Annotated in this window: 16 protein-coding genes; 15 read left to right on the forward strand and 1 reads right to left on the reverse strand. The window is 61.9% G+C overall.

Annotation, left to right across the window (positions count from 1 at the left end; all coding sequences use genetic code 11):
• Positions 1-10: 10 nt before the first annotated feature.
• The 15 genes from metG (at position 11) to N4J17_RS05705 (ending at position 20,162) form a co-directional block, all read left to right on the forward strand.
• Positions 11-2,074 (forward strand): methionine--tRNA ligase, encoded by a 2,064-nt coding sequence (gene metG, locus N4J17_RS05635; protein WP_198322152.1) that lies wholly within the window; start codon positions 11-13, stop codon positions 2,072-2,074.
• A 7-nt stretch (positions 2,075-2,081) separates the two neighbouring features.
• Positions 2,082-3,437: an adenosylmethionine--8-amino-7-oxononanoate transaminase gene (locus tag N4J17_RS05640; RefSeq protein ID WP_198322151.1), complete on the forward strand. Its 1,356-nt coding sequence runs from the start codon at positions 2,082-2,084 to the stop codon at positions 3,435-3,437.
• 5 nt (positions 3,438-3,442) lie between these two features.
• Complete coding sequence (locus tag N4J17_RS05645; protein WP_198322150.1) at positions 3,443-4,174, forward strand: 16S rRNA (uracil(1498)-N(3))-methyltransferase; 732 nt, start codon at positions 3,443-3,445, stop codon at positions 4,172-4,174.
• Between the two features lie 50 nt (positions 4,175-4,224).
• Complete coding sequence (brxF, locus tag N4J17_RS05650; protein ID WP_198322149.1) at positions 4,225-4,764, forward strand: BREX-3 system P-loop-containing protein BrxF; 540 nt, start codon at positions 4,225-4,227, stop codon at positions 4,762-4,764.
• Between the two features lie 13 nt (positions 4,765-4,777).
• Positions 4,778-8,506: a DUF6079 family protein gene (locus tag N4J17_RS05655; RefSeq protein ID WP_198322148.1), complete on the forward strand. Its 3,729-nt coding sequence runs from the start codon at positions 4,778-4,780 to the stop codon at positions 8,504-8,506.
• Between the two features lie 52 nt (positions 8,507-8,558).
• A complete protein-coding gene (locus N4J17_RS05660) occupies positions 8,559-8,810 on the forward strand; it encodes a type II toxin-antitoxin system prevent-host-death family antitoxin (RefSeq protein ID WP_198322223.1) in 252 nt (83 codons plus the stop codon).
• Positions 8,807-9,229 (forward strand): type II toxin-antitoxin system VapC family toxin, encoded by a 423-nt coding sequence (locus N4J17_RS05665; protein WP_198322147.1) that lies wholly within the window; start codon positions 8,807-8,809, stop codon positions 9,227-9,229. Before N4J17_RS05660 ends, N4J17_RS05665 begins: the two co-directional genes overlap by 4 nt.
• Entirely contained in the window at positions 9,226-10,011 is a 786-nt protein-coding gene (locus N4J17_RS05670; protein ID WP_198322146.1) for a DNA methyltransferase, read from the forward strand. The genes N4J17_RS05665 and N4J17_RS05670 overlap by 4 nt, the downstream gene beginning before the upstream one ends.
• Positions 9,966-12,005 (forward strand): DNA methyltransferase, encoded by a 2,040-nt coding sequence (locus N4J17_RS05675; RefSeq protein ID WP_277458380.1) that lies wholly within the window; start codon positions 9,966-9,968, stop codon positions 12,003-12,005. The genes N4J17_RS05670 and N4J17_RS05675 overlap by 46 nt, the downstream gene beginning before the upstream one ends.
• Positions 12,002-13,036 carry an AAA family ATPase gene (locus N4J17_RS05680; protein ID WP_198322144.1) on the forward strand — a complete coding sequence of 345 codons (1,035 nt, stop codon included), beginning with the start codon at positions 12,002-12,004 and terminating at the stop codon, positions 13,034-13,036. Before N4J17_RS05675 ends, N4J17_RS05680 begins: the two co-directional genes overlap by 4 nt.
• Positions 13,033-13,542 carry a hypothetical protein gene (locus tag N4J17_RS05685; RefSeq protein WP_198322143.1) on the forward strand — a complete coding sequence of 170 codons (510 nt, stop codon included), beginning with the start codon at positions 13,033-13,035 and terminating at the stop codon, positions 13,540-13,542. Before N4J17_RS05680 ends, N4J17_RS05685 begins: the two co-directional genes overlap by 4 nt.
• Complete coding sequence (locus N4J17_RS05690; RefSeq protein ID WP_198322142.1) at positions 13,539-16,616, forward strand: helicase-related protein; 3,078 nt, start codon at positions 13,539-13,541, stop codon at positions 16,614-16,616. The genes N4J17_RS05685 and N4J17_RS05690 overlap by 4 nt, the downstream gene beginning before the upstream one ends.
• A complete protein-coding gene (gene pglZ, locus N4J17_RS05695) occupies positions 16,613-18,832 on the forward strand; it encodes a BREX-3 system phosphatase PglZ (RefSeq protein WP_232470292.1) in 2,220 nt (739 codons plus the stop codon). Before N4J17_RS05690 ends, pglZ begins: the two co-directional genes overlap by 4 nt.
• A gap of 110 nt (positions 18,833-18,942) precedes the next feature.
• Positions 18,943-19,731: a hypothetical protein gene (locus tag N4J17_RS05700; protein WP_232470307.1), complete on the forward strand. Its 789-nt coding sequence runs from the start codon at positions 18,943-18,945 to the stop codon at positions 19,729-19,731.
• Between the two features lie 224 nt (positions 19,732-19,955).
• Complete coding sequence (locus N4J17_RS05705; RefSeq protein ID WP_232470291.1) at positions 19,956-20,162, forward strand: hypothetical protein; 207 nt, start codon at positions 19,956-19,958, stop codon at positions 20,160-20,162.
• A 3-nt stretch (positions 20,163-20,165) separates the two neighbouring features.
• Here N4J17_RS05705 and djlA read toward each other — a convergent pair whose 3' ends face one another.
• A complete protein-coding gene (djlA, locus tag N4J17_RS05710) occupies positions 20,166-20,996 on the reverse strand; it encodes a co-chaperone DjlA (protein ID WP_198322141.1) in 831 nt (276 codons plus the stop codon).
• Positions 20,997-21,008: the final 12 nt, after the last annotated feature.

Raw genomic sequence — 21,008 nt, forward strand, 5'->3', positions numbered from 1 at the left:
CTTCGTTTCCATGACCAGCCAGCGAAAAATCCTCGTCACCAGCGCCCTGCCCTATGCCAACGGCCCGATCCACCTGGGCCATCTGGTGGAATACATCCAGACCGACATCTGGGTGCGTTTCCAGAAGATGCGGGGCCACGATTGCCGCTACGTCTGCGCCGACGACACCCACGGCACCCCCATCATGCTGCGGGCGGAGCGGGAGGGGATCACGCCGGAGGCGCTGATCACCCGCGTCCATGCTGAGCATCTGCGCGACTTCACCGGCTTCCACATCGAGTTCGACAACTACTATTCGACCCATTCGGAGGAAACCCGCGCCCATGCGGTCGAGATTTACAGCAGGCTCAAGGCCCGCGGCCTGATCGAATCGCGGGCGATCGAGCAGTATTTCGACCCGGTCAAGGAAATGTTCCTGCCCGATCGTTTCATCAAGGGCGAATGTCCCAAGTGTCGCGCCAAGGACCAGTACGGCGATTCCTGCGAAGTCTGCGGCAGCACCTATTCGCCCACCGACCTGATCAACCCTTACTCCGCGGTATCCGGCGCCACGCCGGTGCGCAAGGAGTCTGTACATTATTTCTTCAAACTGGGGACCTGTACTGAATTCCTGAAGTTCTGGACCCGTTCCGGTCATTTGCAGGCCGAGGCCGCCAACAAACTCAACGAATGGTTCGAGGCCGGTCTTTCGGATTGGGATATTTCCCGTGATGCTCCCTATTTCGGTTTCGAGATTCCGGATGCGCCGGGCAAATATTTCTACGTCTGGCTGGACGCCCCCATCGGTTACATGGGCAGTTTTCAGAATCTTTGCGATCGCCTGCGGCTCGATTTCTCGGAGTACTGGAACAAACATACCGAAACCGAGCTGTACCATTTCATCGGCAAAGACATCCTCTATTTTCATGCGCTGTTCTGGCCGGCGATGCTGGAATATTCGGATTTCCGGCTCCCGACCAAAATATTCGCCCACGGTTTTTTGACCGTGAACGGCGAGAAAATGTCCAAGTCACGGGGCACTTTCATCACCGCCCAGAGTTATCTCGACCATGGCCTCGATCCGGAATGGCTGCGCTATTACTATGCCTGCAAGCTGAACGGCACGATGGAGGACATCGACCTCAGCCTGGAAGACTTCGTCGCCCGGGTGAACAGCGATCTGGTGGGGAAGTACATTAATATCGCCAGCCGGTGCGCGGGTTTCATTACAAAGTATTTCGATGGTCAACTACGGCATCCGGATAAGCGTTTCGAAGAAGCCTTGACAGAGCGCGCGGTGAGCGAAGGTATCGCAATCGCCACTTACTATGAAAACAGGGATTACTCCAAAGCCATCCGTGAAATTATGCGGCTGGCCGACGAGATAAATGTAGCCATCAATGACCGGAAGCCCTGGGAAGTGGCCAGGGATTCGAGTCGTTTGGCGGAGCTGCAGGAAATCTGCTCCCACGCTTTGGATTCGTTCTATGTGCTGTCGGTGCTGTTGGCACCGATTCTTCCCCATCTGACCGGACAGGTCGCGAAAGAGTTGTTCGGTTTGGACCGGCCGTTTCGTTGGAGCGATTTGTCCGAACGGCCGAGGCGTATTCATGCCTTCAGACACCTCATGACCCGCATCGATCCGAAACGGATCGATGCCCTGATCGAAGCCAACCGCCAAAATCTGCAGGCGGCGGCCGGGTTGCCGGAACCGCATTCCCAGGTGCGCCACGCCGAGCACCAGCAGCACGAAATACATCCGATCGCCGAGACGATTTCCATCGACGATTTCGCGAAGGTCGATCTGCGCGTCGCTCGCATCGTCAACGCCGAGCACGTCGAGGGCGCGGACAAACTGCTGAAGCTGACACTGGACCTGGGCGGCGAGACCCGCACGGTGTTCGCTGGTATCAAGTCAGCCTATGCACCCGAAAACCTGATCGGCCGGTTGACCGTAATGGTCGCCAACCTGGCACCGCGCAAGATGAAGTTCGGCCTGTCCGAAGGCATGGTGCTGGCAGCGGGGCCGGGAGGCGCCGACATCTTCCTCCTTTCGCCGGACGAAGGCGCCCGGCCCGGCATGCGAGTCAAGTGAAGCGGGTATGACATCCGCCAGCCGCGAATGGATGGAGCGCGATCTCGCGGTGCTCTGGCATCCGTGCAGCCAAATGAAGGACCACGAGTCGCTGCCGCTGATCCCGATCCGGCGCGGCGAGGGTGTCTGGCTGGAGGATTTCGACGGCAGACGTTATCTGGATGCGATCAGCTCCTGGTGGGTCAACCTGTTCGGGCACTGCCATCCCGCGATCAACGCCGCCCTGGCCGATCAGCTCGGGCGGCTGGAGCAGGTGATCTTCGCCGGCTTCAGCCACGAGCCGGGCATAAGGCTGGCGGAACGCTTGGTTGCGCTGATGCCGCCGGGGCTGGAGCGCTGCTTCTACGCCGACAACGGCTCGGCGGCGGTCGAGGTGGCGCTGAAGATGAGCTTCCACTATTGGCGCAACCTGGGCCGCCCAGGCAAGACCCGCTTCGTCACCCTGGAGAACAGCTATCACGGGGAGACTCTGGGCGCGCTGGCGGTGGGCGACGTTCCGCTGTACAAGGAGACCTACCGGCCGCTGCTGATGGAGGCCGTAGCCGCGCCCAGTCCCGACGCCTGGGGACGCGAGCCGGGGGAGAGCGAAGCCGGCTATGCCGAGCGGCGCTTCCGTGACATGCTGGCGATTCTGGAGCGCGGCGCCGATGAAATCTGCGCCGTGATCGTCGAACCGCTGGTGCAATGTGCTGGCGGCATGCGCATGTACGATCCGCATTACCTTCGTCTGCTGCGTGAGGCTTGCGACCGCCTGGGCATTCACCTCATCGCCGACGAGATCGCGGTCGGTTTCGGCCGCACCGGCACCTTATTCGCCTGTGAACAGGCCGGCATCAGCCCGGATTTCCTGTGTCTGTCCAAGGGCCTTACCGGCGGCTATCTGCCGCTGGCAGCGGTGCTGACCCGCCCGGAGATCTACGCCGCCTTCTACGACGACTACGGTACGCTGAGAGCCTTCCTGCATTCCCACAGCTACACCGGCAACCCCCTGGCCTGCCGGGCGGCTTTGGCGACGCTGGATTTGTTCGAGCAGACTGACGTGCTGGGGCGGAACCGCGAACTGGCGCGCTGCCTGGCGGATTCCGCGGCGCGTTTCCAGGAACATCCCCATGTCGCCGAAGTCCGCCAGCGCGGGATGATCGTGGCGATCGAAATGGTGAAGGACAAGGCGGCCCGCGACCCCTATCCCTGGCAGGAGCGGCGCGGCCTTCGGGTCTACCGGCATGGGCTGGAGCGTGGCGTGTTGCTGCGCCCCTTAGGCAATGTGATCTATTTCATGCCGCCTTACGTCATCACCCCCGAACAGATTCGCCTCATGGCGGAGGTGGCCTGGGAAGGATTGCTGCTGGCGACGGAGGACTGAGGGCCATGCGCATTTCCCGTCTGTATCTGCCGGTGCCGCTGGCATCGGGTGCCGATGTCGTGCTGGACGAGGAGCGCGCCCATTACCTCCGCACGGTCCTGCGGCTCAAGCGCGGTTTCGAGCTCACCTTGTTCAACGGAGAAGGCGGCGAGTTCGCCGCGCGGATCGAAACCTGTCACCGGGAGGCCGTGAGTCTGACGGTAGGCGAGCACCGGCCGGACGACCGCGAATCCCTCCTCGACGTGCGGCTGGGGCTGGGCATCTCGCGCGGCGAGCGTATGGACCTGGCGATCCAGAAGGCGGTGGAACTGGGCGTTGGCGCCATCACTCCCTTGTTCACCGAACGCTGCGTGGTGCAGCTCGATGGCGAACGCAAGGCGCAGCGCCTGGAGCACTGGCGCCGGGTGGTCTGGGCCGCCTGCGAGCAGAGTGGGCGCAACCGGGTGCCGGAAGTGCTGGAGCCTTTGTCCCTGGGTGCGTGGCTGCCGACGGCCGCGGGTCTTCGGATCTTCCTCGATCCCCATGCCTCCCGTGGCCTGCGCGATCTGGTACCGCCCACCGGTACGGTGACCCTGCTGTCGGGCCCGGAGGGCGGGTTCAGCGATGCCGAGCGTGATATGGCGATGGCGGCAGCGTTCACCCCGGTCCGCCTCGGCCCGCGCGTGCTGCGCACCGAAACCGCCGCCCTGGCTGCCTTGGCGGCAATCCAGACGCTGTGGGGCGACTTGGCGGTTTAGTGGCTCTAGATGAATATTGAAGCATTCTGTGAGTCGTCGGAAACCAGGAAATGCTGTCGCGGCTTGATTCTCTTGTTGATGAAACTGGTGCACTACAAAGCAAGCTGATCCTGCTTGTTGGGCGCCCTGGGTGCGGCAAGACCCGACTGCTGGCAATGCTTGCCAATCGGCGCGGTGCGAAGGTCATGAATGTCGGAGCCGCGCTGGGAAAGCGCCTCGCGGCGTTGCCGCTGCGGCAGCGGGCACTCCAGGCCAATGTCGTCATGCGGGAGCTGGCCCAGAGTTACGCGAGCGGCGATCTGCTCCTGCTCGACAACATCGAGCTGCTGTTCGACCAAATGCTCAAGCTCGATCCGCTGGATCTGCTCAAGCGCCACGCCAAAGCCCTTCGTGTTGTGGCGGTGTGGCCGGGAGAGCTACGTGATGGCCGCCTGATCTATGCGGAAATGGGGCATCCGGAATATCAGGACTACGGCCTCGATGGCCTGGTCCCGTTCGAAATTGACAAATTCGCCGGGAGCGAATTTGGACGCACGGAGTGCGGCCCGCAGGGCGAACCCCAGGGAGGGGGTGAGCAAACGGTGAAGTAAAGGGGGAAAACGCATGCGCTACGGGGATCTCATTCAGTTCGAGCCGATCGAGTCGGTCATTCAGCTGCTCGACGCCAATCGGCCCGATGAGGCAAAGAAGCTCGTCGCCACCTACGTCATCTCCGACGACATGGCCGAGCGGATCACCAAGCAGATGATCCCGCAGCTCTCGTTCGACGAATCGGTCGACCACAAGGGTGTGCTCGTGGTCGGCAACTATGGCACCGGTAAGTCGCATTTGATGTCGGTGCTGTCGCTGATCGCCGAGGACGCCGCCTACGTCCCCATGATCCGCCACCCCAAGGTCGCCGAGGCTGCCGGTGCGATCGCCGGCAAGTTCAAGGTGCACCGGATCGAGATCTCCAGCCAGATGTCCCTGCGCGACATCATCACGCAGGAGCTCGAGATTTTCCTGGAGAACCAGGGTGTTAGCTATTCCTTCCCGCCGGCCGACAAGGTGGTCAACAACAAGGCCGCCTTCGAAGAGATGATGGCCGCGTTCGACGAGGTGCACCCCAACCACGGCGTCCTCCTCGTCGTTGATGAATTCCTTGAATACCTGCGCTCCCGCAAGGACCATGATCTGGTGCTGGATCTGTCCTTCCTGCGCGAGATCGGCGAGGTCACCAAGCACCTGCGCTTCCGCTTCGTGGCCGGCGTGCAGGAGGCCATCTTCGACAGCAGCCGCTTCCAGCACGTGGCCGACAGCCTGTATCGCGTGAGCGAGCGCTTCACCCAGGTGCTGCTTGCCCGCCATGACGTGAGCTTTGTGGTGGCCGAACGCCTGCTCAAGAAGTCGGCCGACCAGCAACACAAGATCCGCACCTATCTCACGCCCTTCGCCAAGTTCTACAGCAATATGAACGAGCGGATGGATGAGTATGTCCGCCTTTTCCCCGTTCACCCGGACTACATCGGCACCTTCGAGCGGCTGATCTTTACCGAAAAGCGTGGCGCGCTGGTCACCCTGCGCGACCAGATCCAGGCTCTCCTGGATGAGGAGGTGCCGACCGATCGCCCCGGCTTGATCGGCTACGACAAGTTCTGGGACACGGTCACCTCCAACTCGGTGCTGCGCTCAGACCCGAATATCGGCCCGGTGTTGAAGGTTGCGGAGGCGCTGGGCGAGCGCGTGCAAAAGGCCTTCACCCGTCCGCCCTACAAGGCGATGGCCATGCGGGTGATCAAGGGGCTGTCCGTACACCGCCTGACCACCGGCGGCGACATCTACGTGCCGGTGGGCCCAACGGCCGAGGAACTGCGCGACACGCTTTGTCTGTACCAGCCCGGCATCGAGGACATGGGCGGCGAGCCTTCCGACGACCTGCTGACCGCCGTGCAGACGACGCTGCGCGAGATCGTCAAGACGGTCAACGGCCAGTTCATCTCCAAAGCGCCAGATACCGAGCAGTACTACCTCGATCTCAAGAAGGACGTCGACTACGACGCCCAGATCGAAAAGCGCGCCGAAGCGCTGTCCGACGACGCCCTGGATCGTGCCTACTACAGCGCCATGATGCAGCTCATGGAATGCACCGATGAGCATGCCTACGTTACCGGCTACAAGATATGGCAGCACCAGGTCGAGTGGCAGGACCGCCGCGTGGAGCGCAACGGCTACCTCTTCCTAGGGGCGCCCAACGATCGGCCGACCGCCCAGCCCGAGCGCGATTTCTACATCTACTTCATCCAGCCGTTCGAGCCGCCCCGTTTCCGCGACGACAACAAGACGGACGAGGTGTTCTTCCGACTGAAGGGGCTGGACGACGCCATCAAGCGCCATCTGGCGTTCTACGCCGCTGCCCAGGAACTTGCTTCCACGGCCAGCTGCGCGGCAAAGGCCGTCTACCTGGACAAGGCCCGTCGCGCCTTAAGCGACATGAGCAAGTGGCTGCAGGACAAACAGATGACCGCCTTCGAGGTCACCTACCAGGGCAAGACCCGACGCCTTTCGGAATGGGCCAAGGGCGTGTCGATGCGCGACAAGCTCCGATTGGGCCCGGACGAGCGCGCCAACTTCCGCGACATCGTCAACGTCACCTCAGGTCTGGCTCTCGGCACCCATTTCGCGGATCTTGCGCCGGAATATCCGACCTTCTCTGTCCTGGTCACCGAATCCAACCGCAAGCAGCTCATCACCAACGCCCTGAAGGCGCTGGCGGGTGGAACGCGCACCAAGGACGCCATCGCCATCCTGGACGCGCTGGAGATGTTGGACGGCGACCGCATCGAGCCCACGCGATCCAAGTACGCCCAGGAAGTGCTCAACCGGCTCAAGGCCAAAGGCCACGGGCAGGTGCTCAACCGCAGCGAGCTGCTCGTTCCGGTTGCTGGAGACATCGAATATTTCTACCCAACCAAGTACAGACTGGAGCCAGACCTTCTGATCATCGTGCTGGGCGCGCTGGTCTACTCGGGCGACATCGTGCTGGCGATTACCGGCGACAAGATCGACGCCGGCAAGCTCTCGCTCCTGGCCGAACGATCCCTGGACGACCAGATCCAGTTCAAGCACATCGAGCCGCCCAAGGAGATCAATGTCGCCGTCCTGCGCGCGCTGTTCGAGCTGCTGGGCCTGCCGTCCGGCCTTGCCCAGATGGCGACGCAAGGCAAGGAAGAACCGGTCAAGAAACTGCTGGATGCCGTGGCCAAGCTGGTACAGCGTGTGCTCACGGTCGGCACCGACCTGCAGAACCGCCTCAGCTTCTGGGGCCAGTCCCTGCTGCGCGAAGAAGAGCTGCGCGATTGGCGCACACGGCTGGAAGCGCTCAAGGGCTTCCTGGAAGGACTGTCGCCCTACAACACTGTCGGCAAGCTCAAGAACTTGCGCATCACCCAGGACGACATCGAGACTCAGAAGAAGAACCTCGATGTGCTTGCCGCAGTGGAGAGACTGCGTGACCTGGTTGCCGAGCTGGGCAATGTTGCCGCCTACCTCTCCCAAGCCGAAATGGTGCTGCCCGGCGACCATGCCTGGGTGCAGCAGGCCCAGGCTGCCCGCAAGGACATCCTCGACAAGCTCGCCGAGGACCGCAGTGCGCAGCATGCCGCCGAGTATCGCCAGCGCCTGGCCACGCTCAAGAAGGACTACATCACCGCCTACGTGGCGCAACACAGCAAGGCCCGGCTCGGCGTGGCGGAAGACAAGACCAAGTCCGCATTGCGCCGTGACCCGCGCATTGTGACCCTGCGCGCCCTGGCCGGCATCTCCCTCATGCCCACCGGCCAGCTCACCACCTTCGAAGACAAGCTGGACAAGCTCAAGAGCTGCGCGTCCCTGGTGGAAAGGGAGCTGGAAGCCAGCCCGGTCTGTCCGCACTGCGGCTATCGCCCCGCCAACGAGCAGGGCGATTGGCTTCCGGCGGCCAACGTCCTCAAGGCGCTGGACGACGAGCTCGACCGCTTGGTCCAAGGTTGGCAACAGACGCTGGTCGACAACCTGGAAGACCCGATCATCCAGGCCAACTTCGAGCTGCTGAAGGCCACGCAGCGCGACCTGATCCAGGGCTTCCTGGCCTCGAAGGCCTTGCCCGACCCGGTAACTCCGGAGTTCGTTGCCGCCGTACAGGAGGCGCTGTCCGGCCTTGAGAAGATCGTGGTCACCGGCGATGACATTAAGAAGGCCCTGCTCACTGGCGGCTCGCCGGCGACGCCTGACGAATTGCGCCGCCGCTTCGAGTCGTTCATGAACGAGCGCTGCAAGGGAAGGGATGCGAGCAAACTGCGGTTCGTGGTGGAGTGAATATTTCTGCATTAAAATGACCAGACTGACTAGTCTGTTTGTGGAGGTTTCCATGCGTGAATGGGCATTGCAAGACGCCAAAGCGCGTTTGAGTGAAGTCGTGCGGCTGGCGATGGAGCACGAACCGCAAGAAATAACCTTGCGCGGTGAGCCGGCGGTGGTGGTGCTTTCGCGGGAGGACTACGACCGTTTGACCCAGCGGCGCGAGTCACTCGTGGAGTTCATGCGGTGTTCTCCGCTCTATGGCGCGGATGACGTCGAATTTTCACGCGACCAGAGTCTGACGCGCGAGGTCGAGCTTTGAGCTATCTCATCGACACCAATGCGCTTTCCGAACTGAAAAAACGACAACCTCACCCGGCGGTGGTGGGCTGGTTCACCGAACGGCCGGCCCCATCGCTCTACCTTTCCGTACTCACGCTGGGAGAATTGCGCAAGGGGATCGAAGCGATCGCGGAAGGCACGCGTAAGACGGCCTTTCTTGACTGGCTCGAAAACGACCTGCCGCAGTATTTCGCGGGACGCATTTTGCCGATCGATGCGCGCACCGCCGACCGTTGGGGGCGGCTCTGCGCCATGGCCGCGCGTCCACTACCCGCCATCGACAGCCTGCTCGCCGCTACCGCCCTGGAACATGGCTTGACCCTGGTGACCCGCAATCTGGACGATTTCGATCTGCCCGGGATTCGCGTCATCAATCCTTGGAAGGAAAACCAGCCGTGAACGACATCTTCCAGGAACAACCTCGAACCGCCTCGGGCCCCGTCGAGTGTTTGGGGCAGGTTTTTCCAAGCGACAAGGCGCGTCGCGAACATTACCTAAAACTGCTGGCCGATAAGCTGAAGGACCCAGAATTCCGCCAGCAGGAAGGCTTCCCGCAGGGGACGGATGAGGCGATCCTGGCCATGTCCGATCCGCCGTACTACACGGCATGTCCGAATCCGTGGTTGGCAGAGTTCATCAAGCACTACGGCACGCCCTATGACCCAGCGGTGAAGTATTCGCGTGAGCCGCTGGCCATCGACGTCTCGGTCGGCAAGACCGATCCGATCTACAAGGCGCATTCCTACCACACCAAGGTGCCGCACCTGGCCATCGTGCCGTCGATCCTGCATTACACCGAACCTGGAGATCTCGTGCTCGACGGCTTCGCGGGATCCGGCATGACCGGCGTGGCCGCAGCCTGGTGCGGCTGCGCGCCGGATGCTTACCGGCATGAACTGGAGATCGAATGGAAGAAGCAAGGCAAGCCAGCGCCCAAGTGGGGCGCGCGTCGCGTCATCCTCAACGACCTGTCGCCGGCGGCCACCTTCATTGCCGCCAACTACAACCTGCCGTTCGACGTGGAGGCCTTCGCCCGCGCAGGCAAACAACTGCTCGATGAGGTCGAGCAGGAAATCGGCTGGATGTACGAAACCATGCACACCGATGGCAAGACCAAGGGCGGATCGAGTACACGGTGTGGAGCGAAGTCTTCACCTGTCCAGAGTGCGCTGGTGAGGTGAATTTTCTGGATGAAGCACTGGACGAGGAAAGCAAGCGGGTCCGCGATGCTTTTCCGTGCCCACACTGTGGCGTGGAGTTGACGAAGAAGAAGCTTGAGCGGCTCTATGTTTCGAAGCTCGACCGCGCCACCGGAAAGACGCTTTCGACCCCGAAGCGCGAGCCGACGCTGATGTCCTATCGAATTGGCAGCTCCCGCTACGAGAAGAAGCCCGACGCCAATGATCTGGCCTTGCTAGCGAAGATTGACGCACAGTCATTGCCACCCGAAGTTCCCGTCGTTGAATTTCCCTATGCTGACATGTGGGAAGCGCCGCGTATGCGTGATAAGGGCATCACCCATACACACCACATGTTCCTGCCCCGCGCTGCGCAAGCCATGGGCAGGCTGTGGGAGAAGGCGCGCTCCCACCCCGATGCGCGCCTCCGGGCGTTTCTGCTGTTCATGGTGGAGCAGGCGATTTGGGGTTTCTCAGTTCTAAATCGTTATCGTCTGCGAGCGTACTCACACGTCAATCAATATCTAACAGGCGTGTACTATGTGCCAGCACAATGTGCCGAGCCATCCCCGAATTACAACCTCGGAGGAAAGCTGGATCGGCTAGTCAAGGCCTTCCGCAACTTGAAACCCGGCGCTGGCGAAACGGCAGTGTCCACCGGCAGCGCGGCCCGGCTGCCGCTGCCCGACGACGCGGTGGATTACATCTTCACCGATCCGCCCTTCGGCGAGAACCTGTCCTATGCTGAGTTGAATTTCCTGGTCGAGGCGTGGCACGGCGTGATAACGCAAGCCAAGCTGGATGCCATCGTAGATCGCGCAAAGGAAAATCGAGCCGCTCAGAAGTCGGTGGACGACTACCGCAAGCTGATGGCTGATTGCTTCAAAGAATATTTCCGCGTTCTCAAGCCCGGCCGCTGGATGACCGTGGTGTTCTCAAACACGCAGGCTGCCGTGTGGAACAGCCTACAAACCGCCATGCAGGAGGCGGGCTTTGTCGTTGCCAATGTGTCAGCTCTCGATAAGCAGCAAGGTAGCTTCAAGGCTGTCACAACGGCGGTGGCCGTCAAGCAAGACCTGGTGATCTCGGCCTACAAGCCCAACGGCGGGCTGGAACAGCGCTTTGCCGAGCGCGGTGCGTGCGAGGCTTCGGCCTGGGATTTCGTGCAGACGCATCTCAAGAACCTTTCGGTGACCAAAGTCAAGAATGGCGCGCTGGAATTCATCATCGAACGCGACCCGCGCATTCTTTTCGACCGCATGGTGGCCTGGTTCGTGCGGCACAATACACCGGTGCCCATGTCATCTCAGGAGTTCCAATCTGGTCTTGCTCAACGCTTTGTCGAGCGCGACGGCATGATCTTCCTACCCGAGCAGGTGGCCGAATACGACAAGAAGCGCGCCCAGATGGCGCAGGCGCCGCAGATGGAGCTGTTCGTCTCCGACGAGCGCAGCGCCATCGATTGGCTGGCTGACTTCCTCAAGCGACGTCCTTCGACCTACCAGGAACTGCACCCCGAGTTCATCACCCAGCTCGGCGCCGGCTGGAAGAAGCACGAGAGCAAGCCCGAGTTGGCCGCGCTGCTGGAGGACAACTTCCTCAAGTACGACGGCACCGGCGACGTGCCCAGCCAGATCCACGCTTACCTTTCGTCGAACTTCAAAGAGCTGCGCGGTTTGGAGAAGAACGACCCGCGTCTGGTCGCCAAGGCCAAGGATCGCTGGTACGTGCCCGATCCGAACAAGGCGCAGGACCTGGAGAAGAAACGCGAGAAAGTGCTCAAGGAGTTCGATACCTACCTGGCCGCCACCGGGCGCCGGCTCAAGGAGTTCCGGCTGGAGGTGCTGCGCGCCGGCTTCAAGGCGGCCTGGGCTAGGCGCGACTACCAGACCATCATCAAGGTGGCCCAGAAGATCCCGGACGAGGCGCTGCAGGAAGACGAGAAGCTGCTGCTCTGGTATGACCAGGCGCTGACAAGAATGGAGAGCGGACTATGAGCAAGATCAACCACGTCAGGCTGGAAAATTTCACGGCCTTTGCCAAACTGGACCAAGCGCTATCGCCAGGGGTCAATGTCATTATTGGTGCCAACGGCACGGGCAAGACCCATTTGCTCAAGATCCTCTATGCCGCGACAGCGATTACCACGGGTGAAGATCAGGAAAAGGGTTTCGCCCGCAAGCTGCTTGGCGTCTTCAATCCCTACCAGGCGCGCATGACACGTCTAATACGACGACAGCGGGGCTTGCCCGCCGCCGAGATCACAGTCACGCGAGATGATGGCGCCAAGCTCAAGGCGGTCATCGACAACCAGAAAGCCGACGTGGAGGATGTGCGTGTCACGGGTGAAACGAAGTGGCGGGGAGCCGGATTGGAATCCGCCTACATTCCGGTCAAGGAAATGCTCGCACATGCTCCCGGTTTTCTCGCTACAGCCTCGAAACGGGAAATTGCCTTCGAGGAAGTCTATGTCGACATCATCAAGAAGGCCTTTCTTCCGACGCTAAAGGGCCCTATCGCTGCGAACCGCCAACGGCTGTTATCGACGATTCAAAAGGCCATGGAAGGCAAGGTGGTAGCCAAGGGCGAGCACTTTTTTCTAAAGAACAGCCAAGGCGAGTTGGAGTTCACCTTACTCGCCGAAGGTATGCGCAAGCTCGCGCTGGTTTGGCTATTGATCCAGAACGGCACGCTGCTGTCTGGCTCTGTTCTCTTCTGGGATGAGCCGGAAGCCAACCTGAACCCATCCCTCATGGGCGATGTCGTCGAAATCATCCTGGAACTGCATCGTCTTGGGGTTCAGGTCTTCCTGACCACGCACAATTACGTGCTGCTCAAGGAGTTCGACTTGCGTCAGAAAAAGGGCGATGCCATCCGCTATATCTCCCTGTATCGCGACGCACAGAAGGCGGTCGTGGCTAACGCCAGCGACAGCTACACCGGTATCGACCCCAATGCGATCGCCGGGACATTCAGCGATCTCTACGACCGCGAACTGAAGCGCAGCCTTGGAGGGTTGGTCGAATGACGATTCTGGCCGAGGGGGATTTGCAGATCGCCTTGCCGGCTAATGCAGTAGGGCGAAAGTTCGATGACGAGGCAAGCCACGGCCTGAGCCACTGCATGAAAGCGGTGGATTTCATCGTGGAACTGGATGACCGGGTTCTGTTCATCGAGTTCAAGGACCCGGAACATCCTGCGGCGCAGCCCAAAGATCAGAAGAAGTTCCTGCAAAAGTTCCTTAGTGGAGCGCTGGATGCCGATCTGAAAACGAAGTACCGGGACTCTTTCCTGTACGAATGGGCATCAGGTCAAGCGACGAAGCCCATTTACTACTTGGTGCTGATCGGCGCGAGCACTTTGTCCGATGCCGATTTGTTGGCCCGGACCGACGCACTGAAACGGCAGATTCCAACAACCGGCCCGGACGACAAGCCGTGGGAAAGGTCGTTCGTGGCTGGTTGTGCTGTCATGAATATCAAGACGTGGAACAAGGCCTTGCCCCAGTATCCTGTCAGCCGACTCAGCACATGAATGCTTGGGACATCGGTGACTGGTGCTGGCACGCCCGACAGGCGTCACCCTGCCGGGTGATCGACCGAGAGGCACTGTGGGGCGAGGTCGTCTTCCGCGTCTGGCTACCGGCCAAGGATGCCGTGGTGCGCGCCCGCGCGCAGGATCTTGGCGCGCTGACCAGCGTGCGCCCGACCGTGGAGCAGATTCTGCATACAGCAGCGGCGGCCAAGCTGCTGGAAGCGATGGAAGACAACCTGCTGCTGGCGCCGATGCAGACGAGCGTCAAGCCGCTGCCGCACCAGCTCTACGCGCTAAACCGAGCCATGAGCCAAAACCGCATCCGCTACCTGCTGGCGGATGAGGTGGGACTGGGCAAGACCATCGAGGCGGGCTTGATCCTGCGCGAGTTGAAGCTTCGCGGCATGGTACGTCGGGTGTTGGTGGTGGCGCCGAAAGGCCTGGTGCGCCAGTGGCAGATGGAGATGCGGCTGCACTTCGGCGAGCACTTCCGCTTCATCGAGCCATCTGAACTCACCGCCTTCCGTTCCTTTTCCTCCCCTCTCCCTCTGGGAGAGGGGCCGGGGGTGAGGGTGAACGACGAAAACCTCTGGCGCATGCACGACCAGGTGATCTGCTCGCTGGATTCGGTGAAACCCATCGAGGGCCGGCGCGGCTGGAGCCTGGAGCAACTCGCCACTTACAACCGCGAGCGCTTCGAGGACCTGATCTCGGCCGGTTGGGATCTGGTGATCATCGATGAGTCGCACCGTCTCGGCGGGAGTACCGAGCAGGTTGCCCGCTACAAGCTGGGTGCCGCCCTGGCCGAGGCCGCGCCCTATCTGCTGCTGCTGTCCGCTACGCCGCACCAGGGAAAGACGGACCAGTTCCTGCGGCTGATGCAGTTGCTGGATCGCGAGGCGTTTCCGGACGAAAGCAGCATCAACCGTGACCGGGTACGCCCGTTCGTGATCCGCACCGAGAAGCGGGCCGCCATTGACGCGGAAGGCCAACCGTTATTCAAGCCCCGGTCCACCCGGCTCCAGGCCGTGGCGTGGCAGGACAGGCATGCCGCCCAGCAGCGGCTCTACGAGGCGGTGACGGACTACGTGCGGCACGGTTACAACCAGGCGATGGCCGCCAAGCAGCGGCACATCGGCTTCCTGATGATCCTGATGCAGCGGCTGGTGACGTCCAGTACAGCCGCCATCCGCGCCACCCTGGAAAAACGCCTGGCCCTGCTGGATGCGCCTGCTGCGCAGGCGAACCTGCTGCCGGATCCATCCCTGAACCCGGCCCCTTCGGGGCCAGCCTGGCGGCTGTCCAAAATCGCTCCAAGCGATTTTGTCGAGGCGGTTGACCCGGATGAGTGGGCAGAGCTCGACGGCCAATCCCAGCTCGACATCGCCGTGCAGGCCAGCGGCTGGGAGCGGGAGAAGTCGGAAGTCGAGATGCTGTTGGAGCTGGCTCGCGAAACCGAGCGACAAGGAACGGATGCCAAGGCGGAAGCGCTGTTGGAGTTGATCTACAAACTCCAGCAGGAAGAGAACGACCCGCAGCTCAAGGTGCTGGTCTTCACCGAATTCGTGCCCACCCAGGCCATGCTGGCGGAGTTCCTGGAAAGACGGGGCTTTTCGGTGGCGCTGCTCAACGGCGGCATGGACCTGGATGCGCGCACCCGTGCGCAGCAGGCCTTTTGCGGACTCCATCCCCGGAGTCCGTCCCTTCGGGACCAGCCTGGCGGCTGTCCAAATTCGCTCCCGGCGAATTTGTCACGCGGTGCTCAAATACTGGTCTCCACCGACGCCGGCGGTGAGGGACTGAACCTCCAGTTCTGTCATGTCGTCGTCAACTTCGACATGCCGTGGAACCCGATGCGTTTGGAGCAGCGCATCGGCCGCGTGGACCGCATCGGTCAGCCTCATGTCGTGCGCGCCATCAACTTCGTGCTGGAAGGCACGGTGGAGCACCGGGTGCGCGAGGTGCTGGAGGAAAAGCTCGCTGTCATTGCCCAGGAGTTCGGCGTCGACAAGGCGGCCGATGTGATGGACTCGGTGGAGGTGGAGCCGATCTTCGACGAACTGTTCCTGCACGGGCTGCAAGATCCAGCATCGATCGACAAGGAATGCGATGCGGTCATCGACCAGATTCGGGAGAAGGTGGCAGCCAGCCGCAAAGGCATCGATCTGCTGAACGAAGAACACGCGCTGAAAGCCGATGATGCCCGCAAATGGCGGGATCATCCGGCGCAGTACTGGTTGGAGCGCGCGATCACCGCCGGGTTGCCTCTGCGTGGCGGCATGGCTGTCAGAGAAGGGGATGGTTGGCGAATTCGTTGGCCGGATGGGGTAGGGAGCGACGAATCGGCAGGATTGCCGATTTGCGCGCCGAAGGCGCCCCTTGGGGCGAGCGGCATGGATGTCGCGAGTGAATCTCCCCGTGTCTGCTTCGACGCGCGCACCGCCGAACAGAACCCTGAGATGGAGTGGATCACGCTGGAAGATCCACGCGCCCGCGCAGTCATCAGCGAGCTGCCGCGCTGCGTGGCGGGCCAGCCGCTGCCGATTGCAGCGGTGACCGGCCTGCCCGATACGGTGCATGGCGTGTGGTCGCTGTGGGAGATCAGCATCAGCGCGTCCAATCTCTCCGAGAGCTTCAACCAGCGGCGATTCCTGCCCGTGTTTGTCACCGACGATGGCCGCGCCTTCGTGCCGACCGCCAAGCGGATATGGGATTTGCTGCTGACCGAGAACGTGACGCTCGCACCAAAGGTCGAGGTGGAGAACGCCTTGGCCTGCTTCGAAACGTCGTTGGCTGCGGCCAAAGTGCAAGGGGAGAGGCTCTTCAGGGATCTGCTGGAGGAGCACCGCACCTGGCTCGCCGAAGAGCGCGAACGGGCGCGCTACGCCTTCGAGGCGCGTTACCAGGCGATCGGCCGCATAGGCCTTCCCGCGGTCAGGGAGCACCGCCGCAAACGGCTCGAAGCTGAGTTTGATGCGCGTATGGCAGCGCTGGCGATTGCTGCAGCCTGCACGCCGGATCTCAACGCGGTGCTAATGCTTCGCATTGGTCACCCGGGAGGTGCGCCAGCATGACTGCCTGGGTTGACCGCATCCTCAAGGAGTTTCCCGTCGATCTGGCCCGGCTCTGGATCGTCGCCGACCCGGACGATGTGCTGCTGCAGAGCCAAGTGTTGTCGGGACTGCGCGAGCGTGGCTTTGAGGTATTGCCCTTCGAGGACAGCATCACTTTCCGGGCGGAGTACGAAGAGCGCTATCGGGCGGCGTGGGATCGCGGTGAGCCGGGGCCATCCCGCGCCTTGATCCTGCATCTGCCCGGCACGAACGTCAGCGACTTGCCTTGGGACTACCTGCGTCAGGCACGGAAGCTCTCTTTAAGTCTCGCCGAGTTGCTCCCCAAGCTGAGCTATGCCGTGGTGAGGCAACTGGGTAGCGAGATGCTGCCCTCCTTGTTCGAAGCGCAGGCGCGGCACGCCCATCAAGCGCTGGGCGAAGCCGCGACCAAGGAGTTCGTGCTGACGCACATCTTTCGCATCAGCCCTCACCTGATCACGCGCCCGGAGGACTTTTGGCGTGAGCTCCTTCGTCTGCACTACCGCGAGGCGGCCCTTCCACCCGTGCTCGCGCAGCACGTGGGGCAAGTGGTCGGTGAGCATGACGCGTTGCGGACACCATCCCTGGCATCCGCCCCTGACGGGGCCGCCGTTCCGGCATCCCAATTCGCTCCCGGCGAATTGGTCAAAGGCATACCTATCGCCGAGTTGTTTGCAAACAAGAGCATCACCATCCGTGTCGTGCAGGAAGCCTGGTTTCGCTATCTCACCAGGCTGGGAGTCACTGGAACCCGCACGGGTGAACCCACACCGCCCGATTACGTCGCAAAACTCGACCTGCCTTTCGACCACCATGACGTCCGCGTGATCGTCGACTCGATGTTCCTGGACGGCACGCTGCACCCGCTGGTGGTGCAGGGCGTGCCGGCCACCCTGCCGGAATGGGCCAAGGCCGGTGTCGTGCAGGACCCGGCGGCGATGCGGAACCTGGTACTCGAAGGCATCAAGAACCTGAAGGCGGAAATGCCGACCATCGAGTCCCCACACCGCGACTGGACCCATTTCTCGCGTCGGCTCGGCGAAGTCATCTCGCGTTTTCATGGATTGGATGCGGCCCGGGCGGAAAGCATCAAGGACTCGATGCGAGACCTGGTTAGCTCTGCCGACGATTGCTTGCGTGAATGGGTAGGGAAGCATTACGCGGATCTATTGTCCTTGCCGGCCTTCACGCGGCCGATCATGGTCCACCACGTGCCACGGTATCTGGCGATGCGCCGAGGCAACGGTGAGGAGAAGATCGCGCTGCTGGTATTCGACGGGCTGGCCGTAGACCAGTGGATTCAGATCCGGGAGACCGTGATCAAACGGTCGCAACGGCTGATGTTCGACGAGAACGCCTGTTTTGCGTGGCTGCCAACCCTGACATCGGTGTCCCGGCAGGCGCTGTTCTCTGGCCTGCGCCCGCGCGAGTTCGCCGACAGCATCGAGTCAACTTCTCAGGAACCTGCGCAATGGAATCGGTTCTGGCAGGACCATGGTCTTCGCGCAAACGAGGTTCTGTACCGCAAGTCAATCAAGCGCACCGATGACCTCCCCGCGCTTGAGGCAGCCCTGAGCAATCCGACTGTGAAGGTGGCCGGCCTCGTCGTGGACACCGTCGACGAGATCATCCATGGGGCGGTGCTCGGAAAGCGGGGCATTGCTGCCCAGATCGCTAGCTGGTGCGAGTCGGGCTTCGTGGATCGTCTGTTCTCGATGCTGCTGGACAACGGATTCCACGTCTACTGTACCTCCGACCACGGCAACGTTGAAGCGGTGGGCATTGGCCGCCCGAGCCAGGGAGTCGCGTCGGAACTGCGCGGGGAGCGCGTCAGGACCTATCGCAGCGAGGCTGTGATTGCGGAGACGGCGGCCGCCAATCCGGAGACCTTCCGTCTGAATGTCGCTGGACTACCGGCGAACTTCATGCCGCTATTCGCAGGAGGGCGGGGGGCGTTTGTGCCGAAGGAGACCCAAGTCGTGGTTCACGGCGGCATCTCCGTGGAGGAGCTGATCGTGCCCTTCGTCAAAGTGAGTTATGTGACAAATCTGCCTGGAACAGATTTGGACAGCCGCCAGGCTGGCCCCGAAGGGGTGGCCTCCAGGGATGGAGTCCGCACCAGTTCGCCGGGAGCGAACTTGGACCGCCGAGCGGCGGGTCCCGGAGGGACGGACTCCAGGGATGGAGTCCGCAATTGAATCGAATGACGCCGTCAGCACCGCACAAATCCGCCGGGAGCGGATTTGGACCGCCGAGCGGCGGGTCCCGGAGGGACGGACTCCAGGGATGGAGTCCGCAATTGAATCGAATGACGCCGTCAGCACCGCACAAATCCGCCGGGAGCGGATTTGGACCGCCGAACGGCGGGCCGCTCAGCGGTGGCGCCCAGGGAGGGGCGCCGCAAATTGGTTTCGACCGCTTCATACCGCTCGAATGGGCGGCTGCGGCGCTCAGGGTGCGTGCAGGACTCGGCACGCTCGATGAGCTGAACACGTTGCTGGACGCTGCAGATTTGGGTGTCGCAGCACGAAAGAAGACACGGACCGTACTGAATCGGTTGTGGCTTGCGCCACGCCACGAACTCGCTGACTTCGCCGAGCGTGGCGTCGCAATCTTCAAGGCCGACTCGAGCGTCCCTATCGCTGCTCTGACCTGGGGCATGGCCATTGCCACCTATCCGTTCTTCGGCAAGGTGGCGGAGCTGGTGGGGCGCCTCTCGGCGCTGCAGGGTGATTGTGCTTCGGCGGAAGTCCATCGCCGAATGAGCGAAATCTATGGCGAGCGTGAAGGCACCTACCGGATGACCAACATGGTGCTGCAGTCGCAGGCGAGCTGGGGCGCAATCGAGCGAGTAGAAAAGGGAAAGCGCTTGGCGCGATTGCAGCCCGTCATCGTGAGCAACGAAGAGGCAGTCTGCTGGCTGATTGAAGCGGCGCTCCGTTACGTGGGCAAAGTGGTATCCGTTCCGACACTATCGTCGTTGGCTGTGCTATATCCTTTTGTGCTGGACCAGCCACTGGGGTACCTTGCGTCAAAGAGCCCAAACCTGGAAGTAAGGCCAGAGGGGGTAGGAAATCAGTGTGTGGGTTTACCTTAAACTTTTTAGAAATCCAATGACATCAATGACTCTCTCCTTACACGTCCTTCCTTACACGTCCTTTCCGCCGTCCACTGGGTCGGCGGAATGTTTTTCGCGCATCAGGTTTTGCGCCCCGTCACCGCCGGCTTGCTGCGGACGCCATCGTCCTGCTGTTCCTCACCGGCTTCGGGTTGATCCATGCCTATGGTGGGCTCAGGCAGATGGGGTGGCCGGTACCCCTGATGTTGCTCATCGCTCTTACCATGACCGTGATTTTCGGAGTGCTCTATGCCAAGCCGTACAAGGTATTGAAAGCCGCGGTGGCTGCGGAGGACTGGGCGAAGGGGGCGGAAGCCCTGGGCATGATCCGCCGTCTGGTCGGCATCAATCTGGTCCTCGGACTGCTCACCGTGGTGGTGGCGAGCGGCGGAAGTGTCTTGCCGATTTGAGGCTCAGAGGTTTCTCGCCGCCGCGATGACCTCGTAAGCCTTGCGGATCTGCTGGGTTTTCTCGTTGGCGATGCGCACCATTTCTTCGGGCATTCCCTTGGCGAGCAGCTTGTCCGGGTGATGCCGGCTGATGAGCTTGCGGTAGGCGCGTTTGATTTCCTCGGTGCCGGCCGATGCCTCGATGCCGAGCATGGCGTAGGCGTCTTCCAGCGTATCCTCGCGGCGGCGCGGCGGCACGCTCCGGTGGCCTCCGTAGGAAGAATTTTGATAGGCGCGGGCGAAGCGTATCGCCGCGTCCAGGCGTCCCTTCATGGCGTGATACTCGAAGCGCGAAATGCGGAGCTGGTCGCAAATGCCGATCAGGACGCGTTCCTCGGCCAGGTTGACGGGGCCATCGGCGAAGGCGGCTTCGAGCTGGATTTCCAGAAAAATCCGGATCAGGGCGTAGCGGCGATGGCATTCCTTGCGGAATTGCTCGACCGCTTCCCGGAGCGGGAAATCCGGCTGCTTGCCACGAGTGAAGAGGTCGATGGCGGTGCGGCGCATGCCTTCGGACAGGTCCATGCGGTTCATCACCGTCCGCGCCACGGTGATTTCGGCCTCGGACACCCGGCCGTCGGCCCTGGCGACATGGCCCATCACCGAGAACGTGGCGGTGAAGAAGGCCATCTGGATGCGGTGCTGGGCGCCGGGCGACAGGTCGGATTCGATCTGGGCGTACTTGTCCTTGCCGCCGTCCAGCTTGTGGCCGATGGCGGCGCCCAGCAAGCCGCCGAGCGGACCGCCGAGCAGAAAGCCGAAGGTGCCTCCCAAGATTTTACCGAGCCAGCTCACCTGAAAAACCGT

The organism is Methylococcus capsulatus (genome assembly GCF_036864975.1).
Lineage (GTDB): Bacteria > Pseudomonadota > Gammaproteobacteria > Methylococcales > Methylococcaceae > Methylococcus.

Bases quoted from the DNA above. Each gene is read 5' to 3' on its own strand.
- metG (WP_198322152.1), top strand. From the start codon at position 11: ATGACCAGCCAGCGAAAAATCCTCGTCACCAGCGCCCTGCCCTATGCC.
- N4J17_RS05640 (WP_198322151.1), top strand. From the start codon at position 2,082: ATGACATCCGCCAGCCGCGAATGGATGGAGCGCGATCTCGCGGTGCTC.
- N4J17_RS05645 (WP_198322150.1), top strand. From the start codon at position 3,443: ATGCGCATTTCCCGTCTGTATCTGCCGGTGCCGCTGGCATCGGGTGCC.
- brxF (WP_198322149.1), top strand. From the start codon at position 4,225: ATGCTGTCGCGGCTTGATTCTCTTGTTGATGAAACTGGTGCACTACAA.
- N4J17_RS05655 (WP_198322148.1), top strand. From the start codon at position 4,778: ATGCGCTACGGGGATCTCATTCAGTTCGAGCCGATCGAGTCGGTCATT.
- N4J17_RS05660 (WP_198322223.1), top strand. From the start codon at position 8,559: ATGCGTGAATGGGCATTGCAAGACGCCAAAGCGCGTTTGAGTGAAGTC.
- N4J17_RS05680 (WP_198322144.1), top strand. From the start codon at position 12,002: ATGAGCAAGATCAACCACGTCAGGCTGGAAAATTTCACGGCCTTTGCC.
- N4J17_RS05685 (WP_198322143.1), top strand. From the start codon at position 13,033: ATGACGATTCTGGCCGAGGGGGATTTGCAGATCGCCTTGCCGGCTAAT.
- N4J17_RS05690 (WP_198322142.1), top strand. From the start codon at position 13,539: ATGAATGCTTGGGACATCGGTGACTGGTGCTGGCACGCCCGACAGGCG.
- pglZ (WP_232470292.1), top strand. From the start codon at position 16,613: ATGACTGCCTGGGTTGACCGCATCCTCAAGGAGTTTCCCGTCGATCTG.
- N4J17_RS05700 (WP_232470307.1), top strand. From the start codon at position 18,943: ATGACGCCGTCAGCACCGCACAAATCCGCCGGGAGCGGATTTGGACCG.
- N4J17_RS05705 (WP_232470291.1), top strand. From the start codon at position 19,956: ATGTTGCTCATCGCTCTTACCATGACCGTGATTTTCGGAGTGCTCTAT.